Annotated in this window: 12 protein-coding genes; 5 read left to right on the forward strand and 7 right to left on the reverse strand. The window is 62.2% G+C overall.

What is annotated here, in order from left to right; all coding sequences use genetic code 11:
* Nucleotides 1-106 precede the first annotated feature (106 nt).
* A complete protein-coding gene (gene mce / locus ABM428_RS03335; protein ID WP_132997526.1) occupies nucleotides 107-511 on the forward strand; it encodes a methylmalonyl-CoA epimerase in 405 nt (134 codons plus the stop codon).
* Nucleotides 512-513: 2 nt separating this feature from the next.
* Nucleotides 514-807 (forward strand): DUF1467 family protein, encoded by a 294-nt coding sequence (locus ABM428_RS03340; RefSeq protein WP_005851259.1) that lies wholly within the window; start codon nucleotides 514-516, stop codon nucleotides 805-807.
* Here the strand turns inward: ABM428_RS03340 and ABM428_RS03345 are convergent.
* The 4 genes from ABM428_RS03345 to trpS form a co-directional block, all read right to left on the reverse strand.
* Nucleotides 740-1,474 (reverse strand): EI24 domain-containing protein, encoded by a 735-nt coding sequence (locus ABM428_RS03345; RefSeq protein ID WP_353628166.1) that lies wholly within the window; start codon nucleotides 1,472-1,474, stop codon nucleotides 740-742. The genes ABM428_RS03340 and ABM428_RS03345 overlap by 68 nt on opposite strands.
* The gene (locus tag ABM428_RS03350) at nucleotides 1,465-2,037 is read right to left on the reverse strand and encodes a nitroreductase (RefSeq protein WP_064216344.1); all 573 of its coding nucleotides are present in this window, start codon (nucleotides 2,035-2,037) and stop codon (nucleotides 1,465-1,467) included. Before ABM428_RS03350 ends, ABM428_RS03345 begins: the two co-directional genes overlap by 10 nt.
* Before the next feature lie 11 nt (nucleotides 2,038-2,048).
* Entirely contained in the window at nucleotides 2,049-3,155 is a 1,107-nt protein-coding gene (locus ABM428_RS03355; protein ID WP_180828642.1) for a class II histone deacetylase, read from the reverse strand.
* A 136-nt stretch (nucleotides 3,156-3,291) separates the two neighbouring features.
* Nucleotides 3,292-4,308, reverse strand: a complete 1,017-nt coding sequence (gene trpS, locus ABM428_RS03360) for a tryptophan--tRNA ligase (RefSeq protein WP_243251136.1) — start codon at nucleotides 4,306-4,308, stop codon at nucleotides 3,292-3,294.
* A 75-nt stretch (nucleotides 4,309-4,383) separates the two neighbouring features.
* On the opposite strand from trpS, the gene ABM428_RS03365 reads away from it, so the two are divergent.
* Nucleotides 4,384-5,070, forward strand: a complete 687-nt coding sequence (locus tag ABM428_RS03365) for a rhomboid family intramembrane serine protease (RefSeq protein WP_037943134.1) — start codon at nucleotides 4,384-4,386, stop codon at nucleotides 5,068-5,070.
* Nucleotides 5,071-5,157: 87 nt separating this feature from the next.
* Here the strand turns inward: ABM428_RS03365 and murJ are convergent, their stop codons facing one another.
* The 3 genes from murJ to ABM428_RS03380 all read right to left on the reverse strand — a co-directional run bounded on the left by murJ (nucleotide 5,158) and on the right by ABM428_RS03380 (nucleotide 10,840).
* Nucleotides 5,158-6,750: a murein biosynthesis integral membrane protein MurJ gene (murJ, locus tag ABM428_RS03370; protein ID WP_353628167.1), complete on the reverse strand. Its 1,593-nt coding sequence runs from the start codon at nucleotides 6,748-6,750 to the stop codon at nucleotides 5,158-5,160.
* A gap of 108 nt (nucleotides 6,751-6,858) precedes the next feature.
* Nucleotides 6,859-9,642, reverse strand: coding sequence for a [protein-PII] uridylyltransferase (locus tag ABM428_RS03375; RefSeq protein ID WP_037964853.1), 2,784 nt, complete (start codon nucleotides 9,640-9,642; stop codon nucleotides 6,859-6,861).
* 13 nt (nucleotides 9,643-9,655) lie between these two features.
* A complete protein-coding gene (locus ABM428_RS03380; RefSeq protein ID WP_064216349.1) occupies nucleotides 9,656-10,840 on the reverse strand; it encodes a penicillin-binding protein activator in 1,185 nt (394 codons plus the stop codon).
* An 89-nt stretch (nucleotides 10,841-10,929) separates the two neighbouring features.
* Between ABM428_RS03380 and rsmI the strand changes: the two genes are divergently transcribed.
* Nucleotides 10,930-11,790 (forward strand): 16S rRNA (cytidine(1402)-2'-O)-methyltransferase, encoded by an 861-nt coding sequence (gene rsmI, locus ABM428_RS03385; protein ID WP_064216389.1) that lies wholly within the window; start codon nucleotides 10,930-10,932, stop codon nucleotides 11,788-11,790.
* Nucleotide 11,791: 1 nt separating this feature from the next.
* The gene (locus tag ABM428_RS03390) at nucleotides 11,792-12,181 is read left to right on the forward strand and encodes a YraN family protein (protein ID WP_005851276.1); all 390 of its coding nucleotides are present in this window, start codon (nucleotides 11,792-11,794) and stop codon (nucleotides 12,179-12,181) included.
* Nucleotides 12,182-12,239: the final 58 nt, after the last annotated feature.

The following is a 12,239-nucleotide window of genomic DNA, read 5'->3' on the forward strand; positions in this document are numbered from 1 at the left end:
CTATGGTTAGGCGCGCTTCGCTAATACGGTGTTAACGTGACGCATTGCTCTTGCGGCAGCGGCAGCCCATAAACCGGGTCAAATGTTGATTTGAGGGAGAAGAATGATGATCGGTCGCCTAAACCACGTAGCCATCGCCGTGCCGGACCTTGAGGCCGCTGCGGATCAATACCGCAACGCTTTGGGTGCGAATGTCGGTCCTGCGCAGGACGAACCCGACCACGGCGTCACCGTGATCTTTATCGAACTGCCCAATACCAAGATCGAACTGCTTTACCCGCTGGGGGACGATAGCCCGATCAACGGTTTTCTGGAAAAGAACCCCGCCGGTGGCATCCACCACATCTGCTATGAGGTCGAAGACATCATCGTGGCGCGGGATCGCCTGAAGGAAAGCGGCGCGCGTGTTCTGGGCAACGGTGAGCCCAAGATCGGTGCCCACGGCAAGCCGGTGATTTTCCTGCACCCCAAAGACTTTAACGGCGCGCTGGTCGAGCTGGAGCAGGTGTAACCATGGCCGTCATGTCAGGTATCGTTCTGTTCACCGTGATCTGGTCGATGGTATTCATGATCCTGCTGCCAGTACGGGTGCAGACCCAGGGGGATCTGGGCCAGATCGTCGAGGGCACCCACGCGGGGGCCCCCGAACATCACCATCTTAAAAAGAAAGCGCTGTGGACGACCGCTGTGTCGATCGTGCTTTGGGCGATCATCGCGGGGATCATCCTGTCGGGCTGGTTCACCGTGGCGGATGTGGAGCAGTGGCTCCACGGGGCACCGACACCAATTGGTGGAACAAATGGGTAAAGGTCGCCGCCCCTAGGATCGGAATCACCAGATTCAGCAGCGGCACCGACAGGGGAATCGCCATCAACACGCCGGCGGCCCAGATTGTAAGGCTATGTTTCCCGCGCAGACGCTTTGCCTCGGTCCGGCCCACCCGCCGGATCGCGGCAAGCGTGAAATACTCGCGCCCCAACAAGAAACCGTTCACGCTCCAGAAGATCAGCGGCGCGAAGGGGGCGAACATCAGGTACAGCACCAGCGCCACGACGTTCACGCCGATCAGCACCCCCATGAAGTTCACCGTATCGCGCAGCGCATCGCCAAAGGGCACGGGCGTGGCGGGGGGCAGATGGGGGTAGTGTTCGGCCTCTACCGCGTCGGCCACATCATCCAGAAACATTGACGTGATGGCCGAGGCGACGGGCACCATCAGGAACACCGACAGCACCATCAACAGCAGCGCTGCCCCCCAGCTGAACAGATCGTCAAGCCACGAAACCTCGCCCAGGACGGGCAGCCAATTATCCTCTCCGGTCAGCCAGTCGATCAGCCAGACAAAGCCCGCAGACGCACCGACCAGCAGCAGCAACGCCAATCCGACACCGAGCAGCAGGACGCGGCGAAAGCTTGGATCGCCGACTTGTCCAACGGCCAGCCCGAAGGCGCGAAAAATCTGTGCTATTGCCATGTGGTGATCGCCGTGATGTCTGGGCGCCCGCGCTCTGGCGGGGCGGAGGTTTCGGTGCCGATATGGATGATGCCGGCGATGCGTTCGTGTTCCGCGAGGTCGAAAGCCTCGGTCATGAAGGCGCGGTCGTGGCTGACCCAACCGCTCAGCCAGTTCGCGCCCCAGCCAGAGGCGAGCGCGGCATTGACCAGCGACAGGCAGACCCCGCCCACGGCATAGGTCTGTTCCAACGGCGGGATCTTGGGCGAGGGTTTCTGCACCTCGACCACCACAACCGCCAGATCGCCCTGATCAAATTGCCCGCGGCCCTTCTGGATCTGCTCGGCGTCGAGCGCCAGGGCGGTGCCGCGTGCCTCGGCGATGTCGGCCAGACGCGCCATCGCAGGCTTTTCGATCACGATAAAACGCCACGGCTCCAGCATCCCGTGATCCGGCGCGCGCGAGGCCACGGTCAACAGCTCGGTCAGCGTGTCGCGGTCGGGGACCGGTGTGGTCAGGGTCTTGGCAGGGCGCGAACGGCGGGTTTGCAGGAAATGCAGCGCGTCGGGATTGGGTGTCGGCATCGGGGTCTCTCTTATAGGTTCAGCTCTTGCGCCATGTCGTCAATGGACGCGCGCAGGAAAGCGTCGAATGCGGGGCTTGGCTGGCGAATGCGAAAGTTCTTCGCATGGGGATCTGGCGCTGTGATGTCACTGTCTGCGAGGGCTGCGATGGTGGCGTGGCCACAGAAGGGAACATAGGCCTCTGAATAGCCGCCTTCATGGACGAGCACCAGCTTGCCGCCGCAAAGTTTTTGCGCCGCGGCTTTGATCCGCTGTGTCATCTCGGCAAAGGTTTCCGCTGTGGCCTGCATGCGCGCCAGCGGGTCCACGATAGAGGCATCGAAACCGCAGGCGACGATGATCATATCGGGCTGATACGCGTCGAGCGCGGGGAGCACCACGCGATCGAGCGCATGCAGATAGGCCGTATGCCCCGACCCCGCATGCATCGGCAGGTTGATATTGTAACCGGCTCCCGCGCCGTCGCCCCGATCCGCCAGCGCGCCAGTATCAAGCGGGTAATTCCCTTCTTGATGGAGCGAGATCGTCAGCACGTCGTCGCGGTCATAAAAGATCGCCTCGGTGCCATTGCCGTGGTGCACATCCCAGTCCAGCACGGCAACGCGGCGCACCAGCCCCTTGGCCTTTGCTGCCTCGATCGCGATGGCGATATTGGCGAGCAGGCAGAAGCCGTTAGGGAAATCAGGCAGCGCATGGTGCCCCGGTGGACGGCTGAGCGCATAGGCATTGTCGAGGTCACCTTTGGCGACGGCCTCTACCGCGGCGATGGAGAGGCCCGCGGACAGCGCCGCAATCTCGAACCCGCCCGCGGCGAAGGGGGTGCGCAACCCCAGCTCTCCACCGCCCGCGTCGGAAAGGCGCTTGAAGTCGTCGAGATAGGCAGCCGGATGGACCCGCAGCAGATCCTCGCGCGATGCAGGTGCCGCGCTGCGCAGGTCGAGCTCGGCCATCAGGCCGGTGACCTCCATCAGATTGCGCAGGCGGCGTTTGGTCTCGGGGTTTTCCGGCAGGCCGCCCGCCGCCAGCGGCTGCACCAAGCCGCCCACGGGCATGGTAAAGGCATAGTTGCCACCTGCGTGCCAAAAGCAGCGTTCGTCCATGAAAAAACCGGTGGTCATCGTCTATCCCCTTCGTGGTTCGGGCGAAGGCTGGCAAAACGCTAAAGGATTGTCCATGGGGGCAAGGCCCGCAGCCGTGGTGCTGCGGGGGACCTGTGGAGTGAGTATTTGGGAAAGGGTGAAGGGGCGGGCTGGTTTAGCCCACCATGCCCACAATCTCGTAGGTTTTCTTGAGGATCGGCGCGGTGATCTCGCGCGCTTGGGTGGCACCGTGGGCCAGAATGCGGTCGATCTCTGCTTCGTCGGCCATCAGCTCTGCCATGCGGGTGCTGATCGGGGCCATTTTGGCGACGGCAAGCTCAGCCAGTTTGGGCTTGAAGGTGCCGAACTGCTGGCCGCCCACATCGGCCAGAACCTGTTCAACGGTCTGGTCGTTCAGCGCGGCAAAGATATTCACCAGATTGCGCGCCTCTGGCCGGTCCTTGAGGCCGTCCACTTCGGAGGGGAGCGCATCGGCGTCGGTCTTGGCCTTGCGGATTTTCTTGGCGATGGTGTCGGCATTGTCGGTCAGGTTGATACGGCTGGCATCGGAAGGGTCGGATTTCGACATCTTCTTGGAGCCGTCGCGCAGAGACATGACGCGGGTTGCAGCCCCTTCGATCACCGGTTCGGTCAACGGGAAGAAATCGACGCCGTAGTCATGGTTGAACTTGGCCGCGATGTCGCGGGTCAGTTCAAGGTGCTGTTTCTGGTCCTCGCCCACGGGCACGTGGGTCGCGTGATAGATCAGGATGTCGGCGGCCATCAGCGCGGGATAGGCAAAGAGCCCCAGCGAGGCAGCTTCGGCGTTCTTGCCGGCCTTGTCCTTCCACTGGGTCATGCGGCCCATCCAGCCCATGCGCGCCACGCAGTTGAAGACCCAGGCCAGTTGCGCGTGTTCGGGTACCTGGCTTTGGTTGATCAGGATGGATTTATCGGGGTCGATGCCCGACGCGATGAAACCGGCACAAAGCTCGCGCGTGCTGCGCTTGAGGTCCGCAGGGTCCTGCCAGACGGTGATTGCGTGCAGATCGACCATGCAGTAGATCGACTGCACCCCCTTATCCTGCGCATCGGCGAAACGTTTGAGCGCGCCCAGGTAGTTTCCAAGATGCAAATCGCCCGACGGCTGGATGCCGGAAAACACACGCGGGGTGAAAGGGGTGTCGGTCATTGGATGCTCCGATAAGGCTGGAAACTACGGCCAGATGGGCTTACCCATGCGCACCATGCCCGTCAAGGAGGCCCTATGGAAGACCCAGATTTTCACCCCCCCGTGAACCCGATGCCCGCAACCGTTACGCTGCTTTTTCTGGCGCTGGCGGGGATAGAGGTCGTGCTGTCGCTGGCCGAGGCCGGGATCATCGGCGGCCCTGCTGCTGTGGGCTGGCGTCTGGCCTTGATCCGCGACTTCGGGTTCTCGGGCGATGTCTTCGACTGGATGGTCGCCAACATGCAGTTTCCCCTGCGCGACCTGTCGCGGGTGGTGAGCTATAGTTTCATCCATCTGGGGTTCACCCATGCGATCTTTGCCTGCGTGCTGTTGCTGGCGCTTGGCAAGATGGTGGCGGAGGCGATGGGGCAGGTGGCGTTTCTGGCGATCTTCTTTGTGTCGGGCATTTTCGGGGCGGTGGTCTATGCGCTGGTGCTGGATGATCCGGTCTGGCTGGTCGGTGCCTATCCGTCGGTTTATGGGCTGATCGGCGGCTATTCCTTTGTCATGTGGCGCAAGCTGGCGGGGCAAGGGGAACAGCAGTACCGCGCGTTTTCGCTGATTGCCGTGCTGATGGGGTTGCAACTGATCTGGGGCGTGTTCTTTGACGCGGGCACCCAGTGGGTGGCGGAGCTTTTGGGCTTTGCCTGTGGTTTCGCGCTGAGCTTTGTTTTTGCGCCGGGCGAATGGGGCAGGCTGCGGGAGCGTATTCGGCATCGGTGAGGCTTGCAGGCGGGACAGGCAGGCGTGACAGGCAGGGGGCCAGCCCCCTGACCCCCGGGATTTAATGCCATTTGGAAGCCGGTCGGGTTAGCCGCGTTTTAGGGCGCGTTTGAATTCGGCCAGTTTGAACGCACCGATGAGCTGGCCGGTGCCGAAGTAGCTGACGGCCGCCAGGGCAATGAGGATCACCAGGGCGACCCCGCGCCACCAGGCTTCGGCGAGCAGGGGTTGCAGGGCCAGATTGCCGATCCAGAGCGCGCCGCCCATGACCGCCGCCGCCGCCATGATGCGCCAGATGCGTTTGTGAAAACGCGCATCGAATTTGGCGGCCAGCCCGAAGCCACGTGCGCCATAGGCCAGCAAGGCAAACATCGCCCATCCCGCCAATGTCGTCGCGATGGCAGGGGCAATCCAGCCGATCACGGGGCTGAGGCCGACGGCCAGTACCACGTTCACCACCATTGCGACCACGGCAAAGTAGAAGGGGCGGCGGGTGTCTTCACGCGCGTAGTAAAGCGGTTGCAGGATCTTTTGCAGCACGAAGGCCGGCAGGCCGAGCCCGTAGATCGCCACCGCAATGGCGATGGCCGCGGCGTCATCTGTGGTTGTGGCCCCGCGTTGGAACAGCACCGTGGCCAGCGTGAAGGGGATCACCATCAACGCAACCGCCGAGGGGATGGTCAACGCCAGCGACACCTCGGCGGCGCGGCTGATCTGGGTGTGCGATCCCTGTTCGTCTCCGGCCTTGAGCCGTCGTGACAGGTCGGGCAGCAGCACCACGCCAATCGCGATCCCCACCACGCCCAAGGGCAGTTGGTAGAGGCGGTCTGCGTAATTGAGCCAAGCCACGGCCCCTTCGTAGAAGCTGGCGACCTGACGGCCTACCAGCAGGTTGATCTGCATGACCCCGCCCGCCAGGGCCGCAGGGGCGGCGATGATGGCGAGGCGTTTCAGCTCGGGCGTCAGGCGGGGGCGACGGCCGAAGGTCAGCGTGAAGCCTGCGTGTTTCGCGGCCCACCAGACCAGCGCCAGTTGCGCGATCCCCGCCAGCGGGACAGACAGCGCCAGCGTGTCGCCGATCTGCAGGCCAAGCGCCTTGTCGATGCCCATGCCGATCGCCTCTGATCCGTCGCGGCCAAGGGCGGCCCCGATCAGGACGGCGAGGATGAAGATGACGTTCAACACCACAGGCGCTGCCGCCGCTGCCATGAAGCGGCCCGTGGCGTTCAATACGCCCGATACAAGTGCCGCGAGGGAGATGAACAGAATATAGGGGAAGGCCAGACGCCCGTATTCGACCGCCAGATCGAAGCGTTCGTCCCCCGCAAAGCCCGAGGCCATCAGCAGCACCAGCCCCGGCATCGCGACGATCCCGATGATGGTGAACAGCGTCAGGATGAACGCCATGCCGACGAAAGCATCCTGCGCGAATTTTTCCGGATCATCGCCGCTTTCGAGCTTTTTCGAGAACATCGGCACAAAGGCCATGTTGAACGCCCCCTCGGCAAAGAAGCGGCGGAACATGTTGGGCAGGGAAAAGGCGACCAGAAACGCTTCGGCTGCGGGGCCGGAGCCAAGGTAGCCCGCGATCATCACATCGCGCACGAACCCCATGACCCTGCTGAGGAGGGTCCAGATCCCGACGGTGAAGAAGCCGGACATAAGGCGGATAGGTTTCATGGTGGTGCTGCCCCGTAACTGCGGTGCAAATGGCCTAGCCGTTGGCGCCGCACTGCGCAATCAGGGAAATGCGAACACAGCCGTCATGCCCGCGCGAAAGCGCCGATGTCAGTCCTGTGCCCGCGCAACGCCGTCGATGATCGCCGCACGCAACCGTTTCTCGAGCGTCTTTTGTTTGCTTTCGGTATAGTATTTCAACCCGAACATATCTTTGACGTAGAAGGTATCGACCACCTGTTCGCCATAGGTCGCGATCACCGCATTGGCGATATAGACGTTGGATTCAGACAGCGACCGCGTGAGGTCATAGAGCAGGCCGGGGCGGTCGCGGGTATCCACCTCGATAATCGTGTAGATCTCGGAGCCTTCGTTATCAAAGGTGATATGCGTGGGCACCTTGAACACTTTCTCGCGCTTTTTCACCTTGTCGCGGGATTTCAGCGCGTCGCGGGCCAGAATTTCACCTTTGAGCGTCTTGGAGATCATCTGCCGCAGCCGTGGCAGGCGCGAGACGTCGTAGGGGTTGCCCTCGGCGTCCTGAATCCAGAACGCATCAGTCACCCAGCCGTCCTTGGTGGTATAGCTGCGGGCATCGACGACATTGGCCCCGACCAGCGCCAGCGCACCGGCGAGCCGTGCAAAGATGCCCGGGTGGTCAGCCATGACAAAGCACGCGCGGGTGGCGTCGCGGTCATCGTCAGGGTGCAGGTCAATGCGGATTTCACCGTCCTGAATATCGCGGAGCTGTTCGGCGAATACCACCTGCGATGCCGTATGAAGCCCCTGCCAATAGGGCGGGTAGTGGCGTGCGGTTTCGGCCTGAAGATCCTTGCGCGGCCAATGGGCAAGGGCCGCACGCAGGGCCTTTTTGGCCCCCGCGCCGCGGTTCTCGCGGTTGAGGTCTTCGAGCCCGGTTTCAAGCGCGCGTTTGGTTTGCCGGTAGAGCCCGCGGATCAGCACGGCTTTCCAGTTGTTCCATGTGTTCGGGCCGACGCCGCGGATATCGCAGACGGTCAGCACACACAGCAGATCAAGCCGTTTGACGGTCTGCACCGCCTTGGCAAAGTCCCGCACGGTGCGCGGATCGGAAATATCGCGTTTTTGCGCCATATCCGACATCAGCAGGTGGTAGCGGACCAGCCATTCGACCGTGTCGACCTCGGCCTTGTTGAGGCCCAGACGGGGTGCGATCTTGCGGGCCATTTGGGCTCCGAGGATCGAATGGTCTTCGGGGCGGCCCTTGGCGATATCATGCAGCAAGAGAGCCACATATAGCACCTTGCGGTTCACCCCACGTTGCAGGATCGACGAGGCGACGGGCAGGTCTTCTTCCAGCTCGCCCTTCTCGATCAGGGCAAGGTTTGTGATGCACTGGATCGTGTGCTCGTCCACCGTATAGCTGTGGTACATGTTGAACTGCATCATCGCCACGATGGGCTCAAACTCGGGGATGAAGGCCGACAGCACGCCCAGTTCGTTCATCCGGCGCAAGCCGCGTTCGGGGTTGCCGTGTTTCAGCATCAGATCAAGGAAGATCCGCCGCGCTTCGGGCGTGTTGCGCATGTCGTCGTCGATCAGGGCGAGGTTCGCTTTGACCAGACGCATCGCATCGGGGTGGATCAACATGCCGGTGCGCAATGCTTCTTCGAAGATGCGCAGCAGGTTCAGCTTGTCGCTGATAAACGCCTTGCCATCGGTGACCGCCAGCCGCCCGCCCACGACCTCATAGCCGTCCCGCAGCTTGGGGCGACGGCGAAAGATGCGTTCAAGCAGGGGTTCCGCCTTGACGTGCAAGGCTTCGAGCTTGGTGAGGAAGATGCGCGTCAGCTCGCCCACTTCGGTGGCATGGCGGAAATAGGCCTGCATGAACACCTCGACCCCGCGGCGGCCCCGCGTGTCGCGGTATCCCATCGCCTCGGCCACGGCGACCTGCATATCAAAGGTCAACTGTTCGGTCGCGCGTCCTGAAATGAGGTGCAGGTGTCCGCGTACCGCCCAAAGAAAATTCTCGGCCGCGACGAAGGTCTTGAATTCTTCTTCCAGAAACACGCCGCGGTCGACAAGATCGGCGGCATGTTCGACGCTGTAGATATGTTTGGCGATCCAGAACAACGATTGCAGATCGCGCAAGCCGCCCTTGGCCTCTTTGACATTGGGTTCCACAACATAACGCAGACCTTGCTTGCGGTGCCGCGCGTCGCGTTCCTCCAGCTTGGCTTCGATAAAGCTGCGACCGGTGCCTGCAAATAGATCGGTTTTGAGCGTTTCATCCAGATCCTGCGCCAACGCCACATCTGCGGCGATAAAGCGGTGCTCCAGCAGGGCTGTCTGGATCGTAAAATCCTCGCGGCCAAGGGTCACGCAGTCGCGGATGGTGCGGGTGGAATGGCCGACCTTCAACTTGAGATCCCATAGCATGTACAGCATGGATTCGATCAGGTTTTCAGTGCGCTGGCTGGGCGTCTGGGGGATGAGGAACAGCAGGTCCACATCGGAATAGGGGGCCATCTCTCCGCGGCCATACCCGCCGACGCCGATCACGGCGAGCCGGTCGTTCGGGCCAAGCGTTTCAACCGGGTGGAGCCGTTGTCCGGCGATCTGCAGGGTCGTGCGGACAAGCTGATCGGTGAGGTAGCAATAGGCCGACGTCATGGGGCGCGCGTTGAAGGGTGACGCCGCAAAGGCGCGGGCGATTTCGGCGCGCCCGTTCTTTTGCGCGTCTTGCAGGACGGCGACGGCGGCGGCCTGAATCTCTGCCGGATCGGTCAAACCGTCCAGCACGTCCTTGAGCGCGGCAGAAACAGCCGCTTCGTCAAAGATGCGTTTGGGGGTGCTGATCAGGTGACGCGCGGTGGCCTCACCTGATTCTGCTGGTGCAACAAGGGGTTTCACAAAAGGCGGTCCCTTAGAAACCGGCCCCGCCAAAGGCTTGGGGGGCAGGGCTGATGATGACGACCTGCTGGTTGCGGATCGTGGCAATGGCAAGGCCGCGTTCGGCGGTGCCGTCGGCCTTGAGGCGGAACACGCCGCTCGCCCCGCGGAAGCCCGCGCCTTGGGTCAGACGTGCCGCGGACAACGCGTCGGATTTGCCGGATTTCGCCAAGGCCCCCACGGCTGCGATCCCGTCAAAGGCCAGACCAGCGATCGGACCCGGTGTGTCGCCATAGGCTGCGGCATAGCGCTGCGAAAATGCGGTTGTCGCACCGGGATCGGGCAGGGCGAACCAGCCACCTTGCACGCCGGGCAGGGCCAGCGTTTGAGGCGGGATGTCCCAGCGGGTCAGACCGATGTACTGCGTGGTGGCACCGCTGATCCCTGCCTCTGGCAGCATCTGTGCGAAGAGCGGCAGGGCACTGGCCGAGGATGTTGTCAGGAAGATCGCATTCGCCCCGTTGCTTTCTACGGCAGCTTTCACGCGCGGCACGGCAGACATTACGGCTTCTTGGCTCAGCGCGTAATCAACCGTACCGGCAGAGGTCGCCCCGTTTGCGGCAATCGCCTTGAGGATGGCATCGCGGCCCAGCTGGCCGGCCAGATCCTGACCGTGCAGTACGAGGATCTTGTCTTTTCCGTTGCTCTTGGCGTAGCGGACCAGACGGTTGGAGGTGTCGTTAAAGTTCTGACCCAGCACAAAGACATTGCCGCCCGCGATGCTGGGGTTGTTCGAGAAGGACAGGACATTCACGCCCTGCGCGGCAACCGCGTTACCCGCCGCATTTGCGGCCTCGCCATAAAGCGGCCCCAGAATGATCTGAGCCCCGTCGGTGACGGCCTGCGCCGCCGCGGTACCCGCAGTGCCAGCATTGCCGCCCGTGCCATAGACCCGCAGGTCAATCTGCACGCCGCCCAGATCGCGGATCGCCAGACGCGCGGCGTTCTCAAGTTCTTGCGCCAGCAGGTTATCTGCCGCCGAACCGCCACGCGGGATCAGCAAGGCCACCGGAATAGGTTTGCTCGAGTCGACTTTGGGGCCCTTGGACCCGTTCATATTGGTCATCGCCACAGGTTCACAGGCGGCAAGCGCCAATGCGATCAGTGGCAGGATCAAAAGCCGCAGTGGCTTGCGAAGGATGTTGAAAACAGCGATCATAACGGTGTCACTCCATTGGTGGCAGGTCGGCGGCGATGGCCCCGGGGACATATGCACTGATCATAGAGGGTGCGAAAGGCGGGTCCAGCTTGAATTACCAAAAGATTCCCCTTGCGGCGGGGCTTTACTTTGTCGGGGTGCCGATCGGCTCTGCCCGCGACATAACCTTGCGGGCGCTCGACGTGCTGGCCTCGGCTGATGTGCTGGCGGCGGAGGACACGCGGAGCCTGCGTAAGTTGATGGATATCCATGGGGTGCCTCTCAACGGGCGGCAGATTGTGGCGCTGCACGACCATTCGGGCAGTGGCGTGCAGGACAAGCTTGTCACCGCGATCCGTGATGGGCAATCCGTCGCCTATGCCTCTGAGGCTGGCATGCCGCTGATCGCGGATCCGGGGTTCGAACTGTCCCGCGGTGTGGGCGAGGCAGGGCTCATGCTGACCTGCGCCCCGGGCCCCTCGGCGGTGCTGACCGCGCTGGCTTTGGCAGGGCTGCCGACGGATGCCTTCTTTTTCGCAGGGTTCCTGCCCAATGCGAAAGGCGCACGGCTCACGGCGCTGCAAAAGTTGAAAGAGGTGCAAGGCACGCTGGTTTTCTACGAATCACCCAAGCGGGTGGGGGCGATGCTGCGCGATGCCGCACAGGCGCTGGGCGGGGAACGTCCGGCGGCTGTCTGTCGCGAGCTGACCAAGAAGTTCGAGGAAATTCAGCGCGGTACCCTAGATGAGTTGACCGAACACTACAGCGGTAAAGCCCCGAAAGGCGAGATTGTTGTACTGATTGATCGCGGGCGTTTACCGGCTGTTAGCGAAAGTGATCTAACCTCTGACCTTGCGAACGCATTGGAAACGAATTCGATGCGCGATGCCGTCGATATGGTGGCGCAGGCATATGATGTGCCGCGCCGACAGGTGTACCAGGCGGCATTGGAACTGGGGAAAGAAACCTAAGATGACCGACACACTGACGACATTGGCGAAATCCGTTCAAGGGGCTGTTTCCTATCACGCAGGTCGTGCGGCTGAACTGCAGGTCTCGGATGACTACCGCCGCCGCGGCTTTGATCTGGCACATGAACGGTGGCGCGGTAAGGCGGGCGAAATTGATCTGATCATGCGAGACGGCGACGGGATCGTCTTTGTCGAAGTGAAGAAAAGCAAAAGCCATGACAGCGCCCTGCAGCGTTTGAACCGGAAACAGATGCGCCGTATCTATCGATCCGCCGAAGAATTCATTGGCGGCGAACCCAAGGGCGCGCTAACGGATGTGCGGTTTGACGTGGCGTTGGTCGATCAGACCGGTGACCTGCGGATCCTTGAAAACGCCTTCGGGCACGACTGACCCATTGCACCCCACGCCCTGCTGCGCCATCTAGAAAGGAACAACAGGGAGACCCCTT

It is taken from the genome of Sulfitobacter sp. TCYB15, assembly GCF_040435955.1.
Taxonomy (GTDB): Bacteria; Pseudomonadota; Alphaproteobacteria; order Rhodobacterales; family Rhodobacteraceae; genus Sulfitobacter; species Sulfitobacter pontiacus.